Source organism: Novacetimonas maltaceti, from assembly GCF_002906255.1.
In the GTDB taxonomy this organism is placed as follows: domain Bacteria; phylum Pseudomonadota; class Alphaproteobacteria; order Acetobacterales; family Acetobacteraceae; genus Novacetimonas; species Novacetimonas maltaceti.
Genome location: NZ_POTC01000053.1, coordinates 1 through 18,461, shown reverse-complemented (window position 1 = coordinate 18,461; position 18,461 = coordinate 1). Strand labels below are relative to the sequence as shown.

Below are 18,461 nucleotides of genomic sequence, written 5' to 3'. Positions count from 1 at the left end.
CCATCTGGTCCGGGGTTAACCCCGGACCAGATGGCCAACAGCAACGCCGTCAGAAGGGCGGCATAACAACAACCGGGTATAGCTTATCAAGCCCGCAAAACTGTCCGAACGGACGGGACCACCTCAGACCGCAGCGTGGACGTGCTGGTCAGCCGCCTTCGGCGCAAGCTGGGCGCGGATGCCGACAACCTGATCCGCACCGTGCGGGGCATGGGCTATATCTTCACGTCCGAGGTGGAGCGCGTCTGAAAAGGACAGTGCCTGGGTAACGTATTGATAAAATAAATAAAAGTTTTTGGGTGCCGCCTTTTTTCAAAAAGGCGGCGTTCTTTGAAGCTTTTTGGAAAAAGCTTCGCCAAAAACCTTTGAAAATTTGCAGGATGTTTCTTGGGCGGGTTTTTGGAACAGTTTCCGGGCAATAGCGGGCGGCAGGCATGAAGCATGCCCTGTCCGACGCCCCGGCGTCACGTCGCATCACGCTGTGGCCACGCGGACTGGTGGGGCGGGTGATGTTCGTCCTGCTGGCGGCGGTGGCGCTCGTCTTTGTCGGCAGTTCGGTCTTCTATGAGGAGGCCGAGACCTACACCATCGACGATGCGCAGCTTGACCAGGTCAGCGAACGGCTGGTCATCGACGCGCGCGTGCTCGCGGCGACGCCCACCTCTCAACGCATGGTGCTGGCGGCGATGCTGTCCACGCCTGACCTGACCATCGACTGGCGCACCAGCGCGCAGGAAGGCGTGGTCCGCCCCGAACCCGGCGCGCTGCGGGGCCTGCATGAACGCGTGGCGGGCAGTGTCCCGGCGTTGCAGGGCGATGTGCTCAACCTGTCGGGCACGGTGGCCGCCACATCCGACATCCGTGGCGTGCTGCGCCTGCCCGACGGCAGCTTCATGGGGTTCAGCGCGCCGGACCTGCTGCAGCCGCACCATATGCGCCGGGGTATCGTCTCCGCCGCCGTGCTGGCCGGCGCGGTGCTGCTGGCGGCGGGCATGCTGGTGCGCGCGCTCAGCATGCCGTTGCGTGCGCTGGCGCAGGTGGCCGATACGGTGGGGTCGGGCCGCTGGGTCCCGCTGGAGGACAAGGGGCCGAGGGAGGTCCGCTACCTTGCGCGCGCCATCAACGCGATGCAGGAGCGTATCGGCCGCCTGATCGCCGACCGGACGGAGGCGCTGGCCGCCGTGTCGCATGACCTGCGCACGCCACTGGCGCGCCTGCGGTTGCGGGCGGGATTCCTGGAGGACGCGGCGGCGCAGGCGGAAATCGAGGCCGACGTGACCGAGATGGAGGCCATGATCGCAGGCGTCCTTGCCTATCTGGCGGGGGAGAACGATCCCGAACCGGCGCGTTCGGTCAACCTTGCCTCCATCATCGCGACGCGCGTCGATGATGATGCGGACCAGGGCAGGCCCGTCACCTATGAGGGGCCACATCAGGCGCTGGCGGTGGTGCGGCCGCTGGCGATGAAGCGGGTGATTGGCAACCTGATCGACAATGCCCTGAATTACGGGGGCAACGCGCATGTCGTGCTGCAGGTGGAGGCGCACAGCATCCGCATCCGGGTGGAGGATGACGGGCCGGGCCTGCCGGAAGCGGAGTTGTCGCGGGTTTCCACCCCGTTCTACCGCGTGGAGGGATCACGTTCGCGCGCCACCGGCGGCATGGGGCTGGGCCTTGCGATCGTCACCCGCGAAATCATGCGCGAGGGCGGGAGCCTGCGGCTGTACAACCGTGACAGTGGCGGCCTGTGCGCGGAAATCATCCTGCCACGCGCGCGACAGGCTGCGCCCCCGACGACAGAGCGCAAGGTGGTGGCGTCCTGAGGGCAGGCACAGCCATGACCCGCCGGAAGGGGGGTAAAGGGCGTTTATCGCAGTACCGGGGGTTGTGCGGGCGTGGACCACGGCACATGTGGATGCTAACAGGACCAAAGATATCCGCCTTCCTCTATCTGTCGGGAAAGACCGCAGCATGTTCATAGAAACCGAAGACACCCCCAATCCCGCCACCCTGAAGTTCCTGCCCGGGCGCGAGATCATGCCTAACGGCGCGACGGCGGACTTCATCGATGCGGATTCGGTGGCGGGCCGTTCCCGCCTGGCGGAGGTCCTGTTTGACCTCGAAGGCGTATCACGGGTGTTTTTCGGTGGCGATTTCGTGGCCGTGACCAAGGCCGACGCGGTGGACTGGGACGACCTGAAGCCGCAGGTGCTGTCCGCCATCGCCGACTACCTTGCCACCGGGCAGGCACCCGTGGAGCAGGAAGCCGTGGTCATCGAGGACGCCATCGCGCCGGGTGACGAGGAGATCGTCAAGCAGATCAAGGAACTGCTGGATACGCGCGTGCGTCCTGCCGTGGCTGGCGATGGCGGGGACATCGTCTTTCGCGGCTATCGCGACGGGATCGTGCGCCTGACGATGCAGGGCGCGTGTTCGGGCTGCCCCTCGTCGCGCGCGACGCTGAAGCATGGGGTGGAAAACATGCTGCGCCATTACGTCCCCGAAGTGGTATCGGTCGAACAGGTCGAAGCCTGATACGCCGGGGTGGGAAAGTTTCATGGTTCTTGATGATGCCGGGCTGGATATCCTGTTCCGTGCCGCGCGGACGCCTGCGGCATGGAACGAAAGTCCCGTAACGGAGGAGACGCTGCACCAGTTGTATGACCTGGTGCGGCTGGGCCCGACATCGGGCAACTGCTGCCCCGCGCGTTTCGTCTTCCTGCGTACGCAGGACAGCCGCGAACGCCTGCGTCCCGCCCTGTCCGACGGCAACGTCGCACGCGTGATGAGCGCGCCGGTCACGGTGATCGTGGCGTGGGACCCGCTGTTCTTCGAGCGCATGGATGTCCTCAACCCCGAACCGGGGGTGCGGTCGTGGTTCGCGGCCGATGTCGGCTTGGCGGAGGAGACAGCCATGCGCAACAGCACGCTGCAGGGGGCTTACCTGATCATGGCGGCCCGCGCGCTGGGGCTGGATGCGCTGCCGATGTCGGGGTTCGACGCGATGATGGTGGAGGAAACATTCCTGCATGCCCATGGCTGGCGGGCCAATTTCCTCGTCAGCCTTGGCTATGCCGACCATGCGTTCGATACGCCGCGCGCCCCGCGCCTTGGTTTCGATGATGCCTGCGTGATGGCCTGACGCATGCGGGTGCTGGTCCTTGATGGCGCGCAGGCCGGGGCGCAGGCGCGCGCGCTGGTGGCGTGCGTGCGCATCACGCCCGAAGGCTGCGTCAGCGAACATCAGCATGAGGCCGAGGGTCGTGGCGGTTCGGAGGGGTTCCCCCTGCTGGCGCGGGACCTGATGGCCGAGTGTGGCTGGACAATGTCGATGCTGGACATGGTGGCCGTGGTGGTCGGGCCGGGATCGTTCACCGGCCTGCGTGCCTCCGTCGCGTTTGCGCAGGGCGTGGCGCTGGGGCTGGGATGCGATGTCGTGGGCGTCACGACGGGCGAGGCGCTGGCCGATACGCTGCGCGCGCAGGTGTCCGTGCCGGGAACGCGGGTGCTGTGCTGTTCCGTCGCGCGGCGCGGGCGGGCCTTTGTCGAATCCATTCCGGCGCGGGATGGGGAGCGGGAAGGGGAGGTCCGTGCAGTGATGCTCGATGATCCCGCCGCCCTGCCACCCGGCCCGCTGCTGCTGGGGGGCAATGCCGCCGCCGATGTGGCCGCCGCCTGCGCGGGGGGGCGTTCGGACGTGCATGTCGTCGCATTCTCCCGCCCGGATGCCTGCGCCATTGCCCGCGTGGCGCTGCTGCGACGTGACGGTGTGCTGGCGCCGCGCGCGGTGCTGCCGCTGTATGTCGACCCGCCGGAGGCAAAGCTGCCCGCGGCGGGCCTGCGCCCCCCGCCACGCAGGGCCGACGACGGGGCATGAACGCCGCCACGGGGCCGGTGACGGCCATGCCCGCCGCGATGGCGGACCTGCCGCTGCTGGCGCGGATCCATGCGGCCTCTTTCACACCGGACCAGCAATGGGATGTCCCGGCGCTTGGCACCGTGCTTGCGATGCCCGGTGTCGCGCTTGGCGTGGCCATGGCGCCCGCCGGCGGGCGGCAGGTGGTGGCAGGGTTCATCATGGTGCGCGCCGTCCTTGACGAGGCGGAAATCCTCACGCTGGCGGTGGACCCGGCCTTCCGGCGACGCGGGTTGGCGCGTGCATTGCTGGCATGGATGGCCGACATGGCGGCGCAGCAGGGAATCGCGCGCCTGTTCCTGGAGGTGGGCGTGGGGAATGCCGCCGCATGGGGACTGTATCGCGACGCGGGCTTTGAGGAGGTGGGACGCCGTCGTGGCTACTATCCCGACGGGTCCGACGCGCGGGTCATGGCGCGGGAGGTGACGCCACCGCCGGACAGGGAGTCGGGCGGGTAGCGTGGTTATGACATTTTTTTGATGATCAGCAGGACATGGGTCAGGCCGTCGGCCTGTGCCTCGTGCATGGCAACCCTGTGGCCAAGCAGTTCGGCATTGCGGCGGACATTGTTCAGCGGTTCCTCCCCGCGCAGGCGCACCTGTAATCGTCCCCCCGGCGGCAGGCGGTCGAGTGCAAGTCGCGTGCGTACGAATGTCATGGGACAGACATCGCGGGTGATATCTATTTCCTCAGCATCAATACCAGTCATGTTACCTGACATTCTTTCATGAGTATGGTTGCGGTCTTGTGAGGATTATTTATATAAGACACATGTATTTCTACTGACAGGACCAAGTTGATGGCTGACGAAACAGCGGATGTGGAATTGCGGGAACTGACCGCCGAAATCGTGTCCGCCTATGTTGCACGCAATACGCTCGATGCCGAAACCCTGCCGGATCTGATTCATCAGGTATATGAAACGATGTCCTCGCTCGGCAAGGTCGAGGCCGCACCTGAAAAACCGGTTCCGGCGGTGCCGCTGAAAAAATCGGTCTTCCCCGACTACATCGTCTGCCTTGAGGACGGGAAGAAACTGAAGATGCTCAAGCGTCACCTCAAGACGGCCTATAACATGACGCCGGAAGAATATCGCGAACGCTGGGGCCTGCCGCACGATTATCCCATGGTCGCGCCCAGCTATGCCAGCCACCGCTCCAAGCTTGCACGCAAGATCGGCCTCGGGACCAAGGATCGGGGTGGGGACCAGGCGTGAAGGATGACGGTGTCGTTGGACAATCGATCTGATGATGGGCTACGCCTGTAACCATGGCAGCAGGTAGTGATGTAATGGAATCGCGCATCGGGCGCATGTGTATCGAGCGGGGCCTGAAAATGACGGGGCAGCGGCGGGTCATCGCACGCGTCCTGTCGGAAGCGCAGGACCATCCCGACGTGGAGGAGCTGTACCGCCGCGCGGCGCAGCTGGATTCTCGTATTTCGGTGGCCACGGTCTATCGCACCGTGCGCCTGCTGGAAGAAAAGGGCATCCTTGAACGCCGCGATTTCGGCGGCGGCCGCGCCCGTTACGAAGCGACCGAGGAAGGCGACCATTATCACCTGATCGATGTCGAGACCGGAAAAGTGATCGAGTTCGAGGACAAGGAGCATGCGGAGCTTATCCGTCGCATCGCGCGTGACCTTGGATTCGACCTGGTGTCCCACCGGCTGGAACTTTTCGCGCGCCGGCGGCCCGCCGATGCCGGGAAGGATACCGCCGCGACACCGCCGGCACGCACGGGAGGCAGGTCAAAACGATGAGCGCCGAGAAAATCATGCACTCCCTGTCCACGCTGGATCTGGAGCGCAACGGCTTTCCCGAACTGCGTGGCGGCAACCTTGGTGTGCGGATCGCCTGCACGGATGAGGAACGCGACGCCGCCCAGGCCCTGCGCTATCGCGTGTTTTACGAGGAAATGGGCGCCCAGCCTGACGAACGGACGCGACGGCTGCGGCGTGATATTGACGAATTCGATGACTATGCCGACCACCTGCTGGTGATCGACCATGCGATTTCCTCCGGCGCGAAGGGGGTCGTGGGCACCTATCGCCTGATGCAGGGCGAGGCGGCGGAAAAGCTGGGACGTTTCTATTCGTCGAGCGAATATGACATTTCGCCACTGACGGAATTCCCCGGCCGGTTGCTGGAGGTCGGGCGGTCCTGCGTGGACCAGGCCTATCGCGGGCGTGCCGCGATGCAGTTGCTGTGGCGCGGGATTGCATCCTACATCTTCCTGCACCGCATCGACGTGCTGTTCGGGTGCGCCAGCCTGCCGGGGACGGACCCCGAACCGCTGAGCAACGAACTGACCTACCTCTATCACAACCACCTTGCCCCGCCTGCGCTGCGCGTGCGTGCGCTGCCCGAACGGCGGGTGGAGATGCTGCGCCGTGATCCGCAGGCGCTTGACCACCGTCGCTGCCTTGCCCGCCTGCCGCCCCTGATCAAGGGCTACCTGCGGCTGGGGGGCTATGTGGGCGATGGTGCGGTGATCGACACGCAGTTCAATACGACGGATGTCGCGGTGCTGGTCAAAAGCGAACTGCTGGCGGACAAATATTACCGCCATTATGAACGTCGCCTGCGTGACGCCCTTGACTGATACGCGGCGGTCGGGCGTTTTCCTGCCTGTTGCTGCACCGGAATGAAATTTCCTGTCATTTTGCGCACATGGCATGATGCGTTGCCCGGCCTTGCGGGCTGGCGCGCGGATATTGCGATGCTGCTGGTCGGGGCGCTGGGGGCGCTGGCGTTGCCGCCGGTCCATCTTGTGCCGGTAATGGCCCTGTGTTTCCCGATCCTGATGCGCATGATCGACGCCGCCCCTGACTGGCGCGTGGCGGCGCGGCGCGGGTTCATGTTCGGGTTGGGGATGCATACGGCAGGGCTGTACTGGCTGACCGATGCGATCATGCTGCGTGCCGATGCGTTCTGGTGGCTGGTGCCGCTGGCCTCGCCGGGGTGTGCGCTGATTCTGACGCCGACCACCGCGATTCCCGCCGCGCTGTCGCGTCTTGTGCCCGCAGGCATGGCGCGCGGCCTTGTGCTGGCGGCGACATGGACGCTGGCCGATATGATGCGTGTCTTCATCTTCAGCGGTTTTCCATGGAACCCACCGGGCAGCATCTGGGAATTCCCCGGCCGGGCGGGCGATGTGATGATCCAGCCCGCGGCATGGATCGGGGTTGATGGCCTGACCCTGCTGACGATGGTGCTGGCGCTTGCGCCCCTGTGGGGGCGGCGGGGATGGATGGCCATTGCCGCCACGCTGCTGCTGTGGGCTGGCGTTGGGACGGCCCGTCTCTCCTTCCCCGCAAGGCAGGGGCATGATGCGCGGCCCAATCCCGTGGTCGTGCTGGTGCAGGGGAATGTGCCCGAAGCGGAAAAGATGGCGGGGAACGAGGATGTTGCGATTTTCCGCCGCTACCTTGCCCTGACCCATGATGGCGTGGGACAGGCGCTGTCGCAGGGAACGCAGGGAACGCAGGGAACGCAGGGAACGCAGGGACGGCCCGTTGTCTTCGCCTGGCCGGAATCCGCATTTCCCGGCCTGCTGCTGGAGGACGCGATCGCCCGGCGCATGATCATGCAGGCCGGACGGGGAGCTGTTGCCGGCGTGATTGGTACCCTGCGGCAGGATGAGCAGGACCGCTGGCGCAACAGCATGGCCGTCCTGCTGCCCCCTGATGGGCAGGTGGGCGGCGTGTATGACAAATCGCACCTGGTGCCGTTCGGGGAATACCAACCCGCCCTGCTGCCTTTTCACGTGGTTCCGGGGGATGGCATGGCGGCGGGGGGCGGCGTGCGCACATGGCATGTGCCGGGCATCGCCCCGGTTGGGCCGCTGATCTGCTACGAGGTCATTTTTTCAGGTCAGACGGTCGATGCGCATGACCGGCCGGCATGGCTGCTCAACAGCACCAATGACGGGTGGTATGGGGACAGCGCCGGTCCGCGCCAGCATCTGGCGGCGGTCAGGATGCGCGCGGTGGAGGAAGGACTGCCTGTTGCACGGGCCGCGAATACCGGCATTTCCGCCATATTCGATGGGTACGGGCATGAGGTGGCGCGGTTGGGATGGGACCGGACGGGTGTGATCGTCCGGGCAATGCCCGATGCGTTGTCACCGCCATTCTTCGCCCGCTGGGGCCGGACGGTCCCGGTGCTGCTGGCGTTCGGGCTGCTGGGGGCCGGTCTGGTGGCCGGATGGCGTAACAGGGCGGCACCGGGGCGTTCCTGACATACCTGTAACATATGCATTCAGGAACGATTCGCAACGCGTGCCGTTAAGATCGCCACGCCTGACAATCTGTAAAAATCCGATCTATTGGATACTGAAACAGACTGCAACAAAAAGGTACCAAAAACGTACCTTTTATGCGGCAGCCTAACAGGCTGAATTATAAGGTATTATTCCCCTTATCGCAGCAAAGGTATAATTTCACCCTTTACAAAAGGTTAATAATGAATCCTATAACTGTTTTGTTTAATATATAACTAAGTGATGATTTATCAGAAAATCATATTTCTGGCATAGGGCATCTGTAGTGAATAGCAAGCTGTCTAGTACCCCCAGTCCCGTTGATGTGTATGTGGGCAGTCGGATCCGGCTGCGCCGGACGTTGCTCGGCATGTCGCAGGAACGCCTGGGCACGGCGCTGGGGCTGACATTCCAGCAGGTGCAGAAATATGAACGTGGCGCCAACCGTGTCGGTGCGTCGCGCCTGTATGATCTGGCGCGGGTTCTCGACGTGCCGATCGCATTCTTTTTCGATGGCATGCCGGACGAGGCCGCCACCCCGCAGGCACCGTCCGTACCCGTTGCATCGTTTGCCGAGGCACGCGGCGCCTTTGGTGGCGTACCAGCACCGGCCCAGCCGGAGGCAGGGGAAGACCGGTTCGCCAGCAACGAACTTGCGCTGCTGTCGCGGCGCGAGACGATCGACCTTGTGAGGTCCTATTACCGCATCAGCGATCCTGCGGTGCGCAGGCGCGTCCTTGACCTCGTGCGTTCGATGGCAACGACGGCCTGAGACCCCTATTCGCGGCGCAGTATGCTGTCATTGAGGAAGGCCGCGATTTTCCCTGCGCGGAAATCGCGGCGCAGGCGGTCTTCGTCATATTCGGTGCGCACCCATTGCATGAACGGGATGCGTCCTTCCGCTTCCGCCTGGTAGCGCAGGAAGAACGCGTCGAGCACGCCGGTGCGCGAACTGTTGAAATGCCCGTTCTTCCATGAAAGCTGGCGCAGCGCGTCGCGTGCCGTGCCCCCTTCGAACAGCAGCACGAGTCCCGCGGCAAGCCCGGTGCGGTCCGCCCCCGACTTGCAGTGCATCAGCATGGGGAAGGTGAGCGAGCGGTAGATCTTCTCGAACCGTTCGATCCGGTCGCGGTGCGGGGCGTTGCGGCTTTCGAACGCCATGTCGATATGCCGCAGCCCCAGTCGGTGCGCCGCGTCACGCGACAGCGCGTCGGAGCCGCACTGCCGGTGGCCACGCAGGTTGACCAGTGTCTTGAGGTGCAGCCGCCGCGTCGCCATCGTCAGGCGCCATGGCGTGGGATGGTTGCAGCGATAGACCCGGCCGGGGATGACGGTGCGGAAGTTCGTCCATGTCATGCGCAGGATCGCATGATCGACGAACAGGCTGTCGATCCAGGCGCGTCCACGCCCTGACGCGCTGGACAGGGTTCCATCGAACACGGGCGCATCCTTTCATGGGTGCAGAGACGAAAAAAGCGCCGGATATGTCCCATCCGGCGCTTCGTTCGTCAATCCGTCACGGCTGTCATGCGCCGTTGGACCATCTTTCGGGGGATCAGCCCTTGCGTTCCATCTGGAGTTCCTTCAGGCGCCCGATGGCTTTCGCCGGGTTCAGGCCCTTGGGGCAGGTCTGGGTGCAGTTCATGATCGTGCGGCAGGCATACAGCTTCATCGGGTCTTCCAGCGCGTCGAGGCGCTCACCCGCATATTCGTCGCGGCTGTCGGCAATCCAGCGATACGCCGCAAGCAGCGTGGCCGGGCCGAGGTAGCGATCCCCGTTCCACCAGTACGACGGGCACGAGGTGGAGCAGCAGAAGCACAGGATGCATTCCCACATGCCATCGAGTTCGGCGCGTTCCTCGATGCTCTGCAGGCGTTCGCTGTCGGGCGGCGGCAGCGTGTCGGACTTCAGCCACGGGTCGATGGAGCGCAGCTGCGCATAGGCCCCGTCAAGGTTGGGCACCAGGTCCTTGACGATCGGCATGTGCGGCAGCGGATAGATCGCCACGTCGCCCTGCAGGTCGCGGATCGGCTTGAGGCACGCCAGCGTGTTTTCGCCCGCGATGTTCATCGCGCACGACCCGCAGATCCCCTCGCGGCAGGAGCGCCGGAAGGTCAGGGTGGGGTCGATGTCGTTCTTGATGTGGATCAGCGCATCAAGGACCATCGGGCCGATACGGTCCAGATCGATCTCGTACGTATCGATCACGGGGTTGTCGTTGTTATCCGGGCTCCAGCGATAGATCCGGAATGACTTGACGTTCGTCGCACCGGGGGGGGCGGTGAATGTCCGCCCCGTGCCCACCGTGCTGTTTCTTGGCAGTTTGAATTCGACCATCGTCTCGTTCCCTTTCCGCCGCGCGCTCAGTAGACGCGTTTCTTGGGGGGGAAGACCTGAACGTCATCGGTCAGCGTCTTCATGTGCACGGGGCGATAGGTCAGCGTGACCCCACCCTTGTCGTCCATGTGGGCGACGGTGTGCTTCATCCAGTTCTTGTCGTCACGATCGGGATAGTCGTCATGCGCCTGCGCGCCGCGGCTTTCGTGACGTGCTTCGGCCCCGGCCATCGTGACGGTGGCGTTGGCGAGCAGGTTTTCGAACTCCAGCGCTTCCATCAGGTCGCTGTTCCAGATCAGCGAACGGTCGGAGATGGAGATGTCGTCCACTTCCTTCCAGATCTGCGCGATCTTTTCCACACCTTCGGCCAGGCTCTTGGTGTTGCGGAACACGGCGGCATGCTTCTGCATCGTGCGCTGCAGGTTGGCGCGCATCGCCGACACATGGGTCTTGCCCTTGGAGTTGCGCAGGCGGTCGAAACGCTCGATCGCCTTGTCACCTGCGCCGGGGGGCAGCGGCGGGATGGTTTCCGCGCTCTTGATGATCTGGGCCGCGCGCTGTGCCGCGGCACGGCCGAACACCACCAGGTCAAGCAGGGAGTTCGTGCCCAGGCGGTTCGCGCCATGCACCGATACGCAGGCCGCCTCGCCCACGGCCATCAGGCCGGGCACGACCGCATCGACATCGTCGGCGGTGGGGCGGATGACCTCGCCATGGTAATTGGTGGGGATGCCGCCCATGTTGTAATGCACCGTCGGCAGGACCGGCACCGGTTCCTTCGTCACGTCCACACCGGCGAAGATGCGGGCCGTTTCCGAAATGCCCGGCAGGCGTTCATGCAGCAGGTCCGCGCCAAGATGCTCAAGGTGCAGCAGCATGTAGTCCTTGTTCGGGCCACAGCCGCGCCCTTCGTTGATCTCGATCGTCATGGCGCGCGAGACCACATCGCGCGAAGCGAGGTCCTTGGCCGTCGGCGCATAGCGTTCCATGAACCGCTCGCCTTCGGAATTGGTCAGGTAGCCGCCTTCGCCACGGCACCCTTCGGTCAGCAGGCAGCCGGCGGGGAAGATGCCGGTGGGATGGAACTGCACGAATTCCATGTCCTGCAGCGGGATGCCCGCGCGCACCGCCATGCCGCCACCGTCGCCGGTGCAGGTATGGGCAGAGGTGCAGGAGTGGTAGGCGCGACCATAGCCGCCCGTCGCCAGCACGACCATCTGCGCGCGGAAGCGGTGCAGCGTGCCATCGTCAAGGCACCAGGCGACGACGCCCTTGCACGCGCCCTTTTCGTCCATGATCAGGTCGATGGCGAAATATTCGACGAAGAATTCGACGTTATGCTTCAGGCACTGCTGGTACAGCGTGTGCAGGATGGCATGGCCCGTGCGGTCGGCGGCGGCGCAGGCGCGGGGCACCGGGGCCTCGCCATAGTTGCGCATGTGCCCGCCGAACGGACGCTGGTAGATCTTGCCGTCCTCGGTGCGGGAGAACGGAACACCCATGTGTTCGAGTTCCTGCACGGCGGGCACCGCCTCGCGGCACATATATTCGATGGCGTCCTGGTCACCGAGCCAGTCCGACCCCTTGACGGTGTCGTACATGTGCCAGCGCCAGTTGTCCTCGGCCATGTTGCCAAGCGACGCACCGATGCCGCCCTGGGCCGCGACGGTGTGGCTGCGTGTGGGGAAAACCTTGGTGACGCAGGCGGTCTTCAGACCGGCGGCACCCATGCCAAGTGTGGCCCGGAGGCCGGAACCGCCGGCACCGACCACCACCACGTCATAGGCGTGGTCGACGATCTTGTAATTGCCGGGGATTGGGGATGTGATCGCATTCATTGTTTGGACGTGTCCCGATGCTCGTTCGGACTGCCGGGCGGGTTTGTCCGGACCGCCAGTCCGCGAATGTCTCTGTCTTGCCGGTGGCGTGGCGCGCGCGTCAGTTCGCGGCGATTCGCCCGCGCGTCGCGACAAGCGCCAGCTTCAGAACGGAAATCGCGCCGAACACGCCCAGCAGGAAAACCACGCTTTTCATCAGCAGGCTTGCCGGGACATGCGCCTTGCCATGCACATAGTCATCAATGATGACCTGCAGGCCCAGCTGCGTGTGGTAGAAGGTCAGGATCACCAGCGCCATCATCATGGTGGCGTTGACGGGCCGGCCGCCCCACTGCGCGACTTCCGGCTGGGACGCGCCCGCAAGGCGGAAGACCTGGATGACGAACCACCCCGACAGCGGCACCAGCGCCACGGCGGACATGCGTTCGGCCCACCAGTGGGCGACGCCGCTCTTGCCCGAACCCAGACCGCGCGCGCGCGACAGCTGCGAACGCATGACGGTGATGTGCGGTTTGTGCGAAGTACTCATGTCAGGAGGCCCTCTTCTTGGAACGGCAGGCTGCGACGCCAAGGATGCTGACAACCAGTGCCAGCGTGACGCCAACGGTCACACCTGCGGCGATGGGGCCGTCCTCGTTGATTTCCTTCTTGTCGAAGCGGGCGCCGCTGTCCCACATCAGGTGGCGAATCCCCGCCACGAAGTGATAGACCAGAGCCAGCGCCCAGCCTGCGAGGGCAAGCTTGCCCAGCGGGTGGCCGGTCACTTTCTGGACCTTGGCAAATGATTTCGGTCCCTTTGCGGCAGCGCTGATCCAGCAGATGCCAAGCGCGGAACCGGCAGCGGCGGCAACACCCGCCGCGCGGTTCGCGATCGAAAGGAACATGGAAAGACGGAAGCGGTAGACCTGGAGGTGCGGGGACATTGGCCGCCTGGTCAGAGTTCCGTCGCTTCGGTGCCCTACATAGAGCGCATCACGGACATCCTGCATGGTCGTCTCGTCAATTTCCCTGTTATGGCTTCGGTTTGTTCCGTTGCCTTGTATCATTCGGTCCTACGCCCCCCGATGGGTGTGGTCAACGCAGGCCCGGAACACGAGGTTGAGAGACGCCCCGAATGTATTGATCCAAGCATTGGCGCGGACGCATGGCAGATCCGCGCCAAAAAGACATGTATTCAGCCCTGCCGGTGATGGCCCAGAAGGTCAAGTGCGATCATTGTTTCCGCGATCTGAACGGCATTCAGTGCCGCCCCCTTGCGCAGGTTGTCGGACACGCACCAGAAGCCGAGTCCGTTGGGCACGGTCGGGTCGATGCGCAGGCGCGAGACATAGGTCGCATCCTCGCCCACCGCCTCGACGGGGGTGACGTAACCGCCATCCTCGCGCCTGTCATGCAGCACGACTCCGGGCGCGTCACGCAGTGCCGCGCGGGCGCGCTCAAGGTCGACGGGTTCCTCGAATTCCACGCTGACGGCCTCGGCATGGCCGATGAACACCGGCACGCGCACGCATGTCGCGAAGACGGAGATGTCGGGGTCGAGGATCTTGCGGGTCTCCACCGCCATCTTCCACTCCTCCTTGGTCGCGCCGTCATCCATGAAGCGGTCGATGTGGGGGATGCAGTTGAAGGCGATCTGCTTGGTGAACTGCTGCGCTTCGGCCGGGTCGCCGACAAAGCTGCCGCGCGTCTGGGTGAACAGTTCGTCCATCCCGCTCTTGCCTGCGCCGGCGACGGCCTGGTACGTCGCGACGACCACGCGCCGGATCGTGAACAGGTCATGCAGCGGCTTGAGCGCCACGACCATCTGGATGGTGGAGCAGTTGGGATTGGCGATGATGCCGCGCTTCGCCTTCTTCACATCATTGGGATTGACCTCCGGCACCACGAGCGGGACGTCAGGCTCCATGCGGAAGTGCGACGTGTTGTCGATCACGATGCACCCGGCCTTTGCCGCGCGCGGGGCATGCTTGGCCGACACTGACCCGCCGGGCGAGAACAGGGCGACGTCCCAGCCCGTGAAGTCGAAATGTTCGAGATTGCGCACCTTGAGCACGCGTTTTTCCCCGAATGACACTTCCTGTCCCGCCGACCGGGCGGAGGCCAGCGCCACGATGTCGTCCACCGGGAACTGGCGTTCGGCCAGTGTCTTGAGTATTTCACGCCCGACGGCGCCGGTGGCACCCACCACCGCAACGCGGTAACCCATTGGATAATCCCCTGAAACATGAGGCGCCGGCCCCCGCGAAAGAACGGGTGATGTCGGCGCGGATTGGCAGACAGTGGCACCTGGCGCCACTAAGCGTCCCGACACGTAGAGCCTGCGTGCAGGCGGTGCAAGCAACACGATATTTTTCCCGAATGTTTTTATGTGTTGCCCGGAAGTCCCCTCCGGCTTTTCATATCTGGCCCGGCACCTCCGCCCTGCGGATGTGGCAGTGTTTGAGCAGACGCAAGGCGGCCCATCCGTATATGATGGTATGGCATCTGCATGCCCGGCAGCATATGCGCGTGCCGGGGCGGATTTTTGCGTGCGCGGGCGGCCCCCGGCGGCCCCGCCGTGCGTAAAAGCACAGCCAAAGGACTGTCACGGACCATGTCATTACCTGACACCCCCCCATCTGACGCCACGCCGGCCCCTGCGACATCCCGCGCGCCTGCGGGAGCGCGCCCGGCCCCGGCCTGCACGCTGGTGATCTTTGGCGCGCATGGCGACCTGACCAAGCGCCTGCTGATGCCCGCGCTGTACAACCTGGCCGGCAGCGGCCTCCTCGATCCCGGATTCCGCATCATCGGCGTGGACCGCGTCGCCAGCACCACCGCGCAGTGGCGCGACGGCCTGACGGAGATGATGCAGTCCTTCACCCATGACCCCAACGCGGAGTTCCATGCGCCGAGCATCGATTCGGCCCAATGGGGATGGGTGTGCGAACGGCTGGAATATGTGCAGGCCGACTTCGGCGACCTTGCGCAGGTCCGCGCCCTTGGTGAAAAGATCCCGGGCAACGCGATCTTCTACCTTGCCGTATCGTCGCGTTTCTTCGCCCCCGTTGTGGAGATGCTGGGCAGGGCCGGGCTGGTGACGCAGGCGGACGGGCATTTCCGCCGCGTGGTCATCGAAAAGCCGTTCGGCGCGGACCTGAAGAGTGCGCAGGAACTCAACCGCCGCATCCTTGCGGTGCTCGACGAAAGCCAAGTCTATCGCATCGACCACTTCCTCGGGAAGGAAACGGTGCAGAACATCCTCGCCATGCGCTTTGGCAACCTCCTGTTCGAGCCGCTGTGGCGCAACGAGTTCATCGACCATGTGCAGATCACCGCGGCCGAGACGATCGGCGTGGAGCAGCGTGGCGCGTTCTACGAACCCACCGGCGCGTTGCGCGACATGATCCCCAACCACCTGTTCCAGCTGTTCGGCATGGTGGCGATGGAGCCACCGAACTCGTTTTCCGCCGACACCGTGCGCACCAGCAAGGAACAGTTGTTCGAGGCGGTGCGCCCCATCGCCCCCACCGACGCGGTGCGCGGGCAGTATGGCGCGGGCACGGTGGAGGGCAAGCCCGTCATCGCCTATCGCGAAAGCCCGGGCGTCGCCCCCGACAGCCATACCGAAACCTATGTCGCGCTGAAGCTGCATGTCGATAACTGGCGCTGGGCCGGGGTGCCGTTCTACCTGCGCACAGGAAAGTCGCTGGGTGGCCGCCGGACGGAGGTGGTGGTGCAGTTCAAGAAACCGCCGATGATGATGTTCCGCGATACCGAAACGCAGGAACTGCCCCCCAACCGCATCATCCTCAACATCCAGCCCGCGCAGGGACTGACGGTGGAAATGGGGGCCAAGCGGCCGGGGCCGAAGATGGACCTTGCCGAAGTGCAGGTGCGCTTCCGTTACGGGGATGTCTTCGCGCAGTCGCCCAATGTCGGGTATGAAACGCTGCTGTACGACTGCCTGACGGGGGATGCGACCCTGTTCCAGCGCGCGGATAATATCGAGGCCGCGTGGCGCGCCGTCGATCCCGTGCTGAAGGCATGGGCAGGCAACGCGGACGGGCTGGAACTCTACCCCGCCGGGGCGACCGGGCCGAAGGGCGCGGACGAACTGCTCGAACGTGACGGGCGGGCGTGGTACCCGCTCGATGGTGTCTGACAGATAGGGATCGGAAGTTTTTGGTGAAGCTTTTTTTCAGAAAGATTCAGACGCACGAAGCCTTTTTGAAAACAGGCAATGCCTCCTCAGGGCTCTGCCCTGAAACCCGCCAAAGGGCATTGCCCTTTGGAAACCATGACATGCCCGGGATTCTTCCACCCCGCAATGAAAAAGGGCGTGGCCATTTCTGGCCACGCCCCCATCAGGATTTGTTCCTGGCGTGCCTTATTTCGCGGCGGCGCTGTCGGTTGCTGCGGCCTGTCCGGCGTCGCCCTGACGCTCGGCATGTTCCTCATCCCCCTGGCGGAACAGGGCGTCGGCGTTCTTCTTCTGCTTCTTGGAGAACGCGGCATAGAGCGGCGTGAACGCCTGGTTGAGCGTCTGCATGTCCTGCGCGCGCTGTGCGACGAGGGCTGCATAGGACTGCATGTTGTCCGTGGCACTCATCGTCGGCAGGTCGGTGCGGCGCTTTTCGATCGCGTCATGCAGGCGGCTGGCATTGTCGCGCATGTCCTGCGCGAACGGCGCCCACAGCTTTTCCTGCGCCTTGGTGATGTGCAGCTGCGTGTGCAGGGCGGTGATGTGCTCCTCAAGCTGCTCGGGCGAGGGATCGTGCGGCGTATGCGCAAGCGGTGCCGTCGCGGCGGCCGGCGCGGCCTGTGTCGGGGGGACGGCGGCCATGGCCATGCCCGGCAGCATGAGGAGGGCGGCGGCAGGAAGGATACGGCGGAAACTCATGACTGGATACCTTCAGATCTGTTCGGGCGGGCGGGAAACGCGGTGTCGGACGACCCGGTTTCAGTACCCGTAACCATAAGGGGAATAATAGGACGGCGGCGGGGCGACCGCGCGGTCCGCCAGCGTGCTGCCGAGCATCGTGCCGATCGCAAGGCCCGCGATGCCGCTGCCAACGGCAAGGCCTGCGCCGCCGCCACGGTGGCCGCGATCGCCATGCCAGCCACCGCGCGGCGGGGGCGGGCCGCCCCGTCCACCCCATGGCTGCGCCACGGCGGAGGCGACGGGCAGGGTGGCGGTCGCCAGCGTCAGTGCTGCGCCCGCGACGGCAAGGAACTTGGGAAATCGTGAAAACCGCTTCAATGCGAGGGCCCTTGTCCAATGGTGCGTTAAAAGGAAGAGGCGGATGATACGCCAACCGGTCATGGCCGTTAAGCAGCCACCATCATAGCGCGCGCCATGTCGAAATCATGACCGTCGCGGCCCCAGTCATGCCGCAATCCTGAGGCGTTTCGTCAGTGCCGACAGGCGGTGGCGGCGCAGTTCGCCGCGCGCGCGCGAATCGTTGGTCATGTAGTTGAGCTGTATGGTGTTGCGCACGCCGACATAGCGGCGGTGCCCGTGCCAGGTGTTCGTGCCGTTGGGAAAGACCAGCAGCGTCCCGTTCACGGGCGCGACCTCGGTGGTGTAGTCCTCGATGTCATGTTCCCCCCGCAGCAGCCGCAGGCAGCCTTCGTGCCGGGTCCATGCCGTGTCGTCCACATTGAGGTAGAGCAGCACGGTCACCCGCTTGCACGCCGAATCGCGGTGGATGCGCCCGTCCTGCGCGCGCGTGCGCCCGCGCAGGGTCAGCATGGTCGGCGCGTCATGCAGGTCCAGCCCGAATTTCGCCGCGATGATGTCGCGCAGCCGTGGCCCCTCCAGTTCCGTGACAAGGTCGCGGATCAGCGGCGACAGGCGCAGCGCGCTTGGCGGATAGGACCCCCCGGCGGTGAAGACCGGCAGGGAGGCGACCGCCGCGCGCAGGTCCTGCGCCCCGATGAAATGGGGCACGATGGCATGGGGGAACGGATCGGTGGCGACAGCGGCGTTTTCCAGCGCGGCATAGTCGGGAATGATGGGTATGGTCATGCGATCCTGTAGGGCCACGACAGAGGGTGCGCGCCCAAGATTAGGGGGCCGCGCCGCCCCCCGCAAGGCCATGCGCGCGGGCGGGCGGGACGGGGGG

Annotated in this window: 21 protein-coding genes and 1 pseudogene; 12 read left to right on the top strand and 10 right to left on the bottom strand. The window is 64.7% G+C overall.

The window, feature by feature from the left end; translation table 11 throughout:
* Positions 1-114 precede the first annotated feature (114 nt).
* The 6 genes and pseudogenes from KMAL_RS13825 to rimI form a co-directional block, all read left to right on the top strand.
* Positions 115-249, top strand: a pseudogene (locus tag KMAL_RS13825) (helix-turn-helix domain-containing protein); the annotation flags it as partial.
* Between the two features lie 185 nt (positions 250-434).
* The gene (locus KMAL_RS13820) at positions 435-1,823 is read left to right on the top strand and encodes an ATP-binding protein (protein ID WP_110096213.1); all 1,389 of its coding nucleotides are present in this window, start codon (positions 435-437) and stop codon (positions 1,821-1,823) included.
* Between the two features lie 148 nt (positions 1,824-1,971).
* Positions 1,972-2,535, top strand: coding sequence for a NifU family protein (locus tag KMAL_RS13815; protein ID WP_110096212.1), 564 nt, complete (start codon positions 1,972-1,974; stop codon positions 2,533-2,535).
* 22 nt (positions 2,536-2,557) lie between these two features.
* Positions 2,558-3,142, top strand: coding sequence for a malonic semialdehyde reductase (locus tag KMAL_RS13810; RefSeq protein WP_110096211.1), 585 nt, complete (start codon positions 2,558-2,560; stop codon positions 3,140-3,142).
* A gap of 3 nt (positions 3,143-3,145) precedes the next feature.
* Complete coding sequence (gene tsaB / locus KMAL_RS13805; RefSeq protein WP_110096210.1) at positions 3,146-3,877, top strand: tRNA (adenosine(37)-N6)-threonylcarbamoyltransferase complex dimerization subunit type 1 TsaB; 732 nt, start codon at positions 3,146-3,148, stop codon at positions 3,875-3,877.
* Positions 3,874-4,374, top strand: coding sequence for a ribosomal protein S18-alanine N-acetyltransferase (rimI, locus tag KMAL_RS13800; protein WP_110096209.1), 501 nt, complete (start codon positions 3,874-3,876; stop codon positions 4,372-4,374). Before tsaB ends, rimI begins: the two co-directional genes overlap by 4 nt.
* Before the next feature lie 5 nt (positions 4,375-4,379).
* Here the strand turns inward: rimI and KMAL_RS13795 are convergent, their stop codons facing one another.
* Positions 4,380-4,625, bottom strand: a complete 246-nt coding sequence (locus KMAL_RS13795; RefSeq protein WP_110096208.1) for a sulfurtransferase TusA family protein — start codon at positions 4,623-4,625, stop codon at positions 4,380-4,382.
* A gap of 90 nt (positions 4,626-4,715) precedes the next feature.
* On the opposite strand from KMAL_RS13795, the gene KMAL_RS13790 reads away from it, so the two are divergent.
* From KMAL_RS13790 to KMAL_RS13770, 5 genes are all read left to right on the top strand, one after another.
* Complete coding sequence (locus KMAL_RS13790) at positions 4,716-5,132, top strand: MucR family transcriptional regulator (protein ID WP_110096207.1); 417 nt, start codon at positions 4,716-4,718, stop codon at positions 5,130-5,132.
* Positions 5,133-5,206: 74 nt separating this feature from the next.
* Positions 5,207-5,677, top strand: a complete 471-nt coding sequence (locus KMAL_RS13785; RefSeq protein ID WP_408887929.1) for a Fur family transcriptional regulator — start codon at positions 5,207-5,209, stop codon at positions 5,675-5,677.
* Positions 5,674-6,519 (top strand): GNAT family N-acetyltransferase, encoded by an 846-nt coding sequence (locus KMAL_RS13780; protein ID WP_110096205.1) that lies wholly within the window; start codon positions 5,674-5,676, stop codon positions 6,517-6,519. The genes KMAL_RS13785 and KMAL_RS13780 overlap by 4 nt, the downstream gene beginning before the upstream one ends.
* A 42-nt stretch (positions 6,520-6,561) precedes the next feature.
* Positions 6,562-8,157, top strand: a complete 1,596-nt coding sequence (lnt, locus tag KMAL_RS13775; RefSeq protein ID WP_110096204.1) for an apolipoprotein N-acyltransferase — start codon at positions 6,562-6,564, stop codon at positions 8,155-8,157.
* A gap of 307 nt (positions 8,158-8,464) precedes the next feature.
* Positions 8,465-8,950: a helix-turn-helix domain-containing protein gene (locus tag KMAL_RS13770; protein WP_110096203.1), complete on the top strand. Its 486-nt coding sequence runs from the start codon at positions 8,465-8,467 to the stop codon at positions 8,948-8,950.
* A gap of 5 nt (positions 8,951-8,955) precedes the next feature.
* Here the strand turns inward: KMAL_RS13770 and KMAL_RS13765 are convergent, their stop codons facing one another.
* The 6 genes from KMAL_RS13765 to KMAL_RS13740 form a co-directional block, all read right to left on the bottom strand.
* The gene (locus KMAL_RS13765; protein WP_110096202.1) at positions 8,956-9,618 is read right to left on the bottom strand and encodes a tyrosine-protein phosphatase; all 663 of its coding nucleotides are present in this window, start codon (positions 9,616-9,618) and stop codon (positions 8,956-8,958) included.
* Between the two features lie 115 nt (positions 9,619-9,733).
* Positions 9,734-10,516 carry a succinate dehydrogenase iron-sulfur subunit gene (locus tag KMAL_RS13760; RefSeq protein WP_110096201.1) on the bottom strand — a complete coding sequence of 261 codons (783 nt, stop codon included), beginning with the start codon at positions 10,514-10,516 and terminating at the stop codon, positions 9,734-9,736.
* Positions 10,517-10,542: 26 nt separating this feature from the next.
* Positions 10,543-12,354 (bottom strand): succinate dehydrogenase flavoprotein subunit, encoded by a 1,812-nt coding sequence (sdhA, locus tag KMAL_RS13755; RefSeq protein WP_110096200.1) that lies wholly within the window; start codon positions 12,352-12,354, stop codon positions 10,543-10,545.
* Positions 12,355-12,454: 100 nt separating this feature from the next.
* The gene (gene sdhD, locus KMAL_RS13750) at positions 12,455-12,883 is read right to left on the bottom strand and encodes a succinate dehydrogenase, hydrophobic membrane anchor protein (RefSeq protein ID WP_110096199.1); all 429 of its coding nucleotides are present in this window, start codon (positions 12,881-12,883) and stop codon (positions 12,455-12,457) included.
* 1 nt (position 12,884) lies between these two features.
* Positions 12,885-13,277 carry a succinate dehydrogenase, cytochrome b556 subunit gene (gene sdhC, locus KMAL_RS13745; protein WP_227744617.1) on the bottom strand — a complete coding sequence of 131 codons (393 nt, stop codon included), beginning with the start codon at positions 13,275-13,277 and terminating at the stop codon, positions 12,885-12,887.
* A 251-nt stretch (positions 13,278-13,528) separates the two neighbouring features.
* Entirely contained in the window at positions 13,529-14,560 is a 1,032-nt protein-coding gene (locus KMAL_RS13740; RefSeq protein ID WP_110096197.1) for an aspartate-semialdehyde dehydrogenase, read from the bottom strand.
* A gap of 387 nt (positions 14,561-14,947) precedes the next feature.
* Here KMAL_RS13740 and zwf point away from each other — a divergent pair, with 387 nt between their 5' ends.
* Entirely contained in the window at positions 14,948-16,498 is a 1,551-nt protein-coding gene (zwf, locus tag KMAL_RS13735; RefSeq protein WP_110096196.1) for a glucose-6-phosphate dehydrogenase, read from the top strand.
* Positions 16,499-16,723: 225 nt separating this feature from the next.
* Here the strand turns inward: zwf and KMAL_RS13730 are convergent, their stop codons facing one another.
* The 3 genes from KMAL_RS13730 to KMAL_RS13720 form a co-directional block, all read right to left on the bottom strand.
* A complete protein-coding gene (locus tag KMAL_RS13730; protein WP_110096195.1) occupies positions 16,724-17,236 on the bottom strand; it encodes a Spy/CpxP family protein refolding chaperone in 513 nt (170 codons plus the stop codon).
* A 60-nt stretch (positions 17,237-17,296) separates the two neighbouring features.
* The gene (locus KMAL_RS13725) at positions 17,297-17,596 is read right to left on the bottom strand and encodes a hypothetical protein (RefSeq protein ID WP_110096194.1); all 300 of its coding nucleotides are present in this window, start codon (positions 17,594-17,596) and stop codon (positions 17,297-17,299) included.
* 126 nt (positions 17,597-17,722) lie between these two features.
* Positions 17,723-18,364: a 2OG-Fe(II) oxygenase family protein gene (locus KMAL_RS13720; protein WP_110096193.1), complete on the bottom strand. Its 642-nt coding sequence runs from the start codon at positions 18,362-18,364 to the stop codon at positions 17,723-17,725.
* Positions 18,365-18,461: the final 97 nt, after the last annotated feature.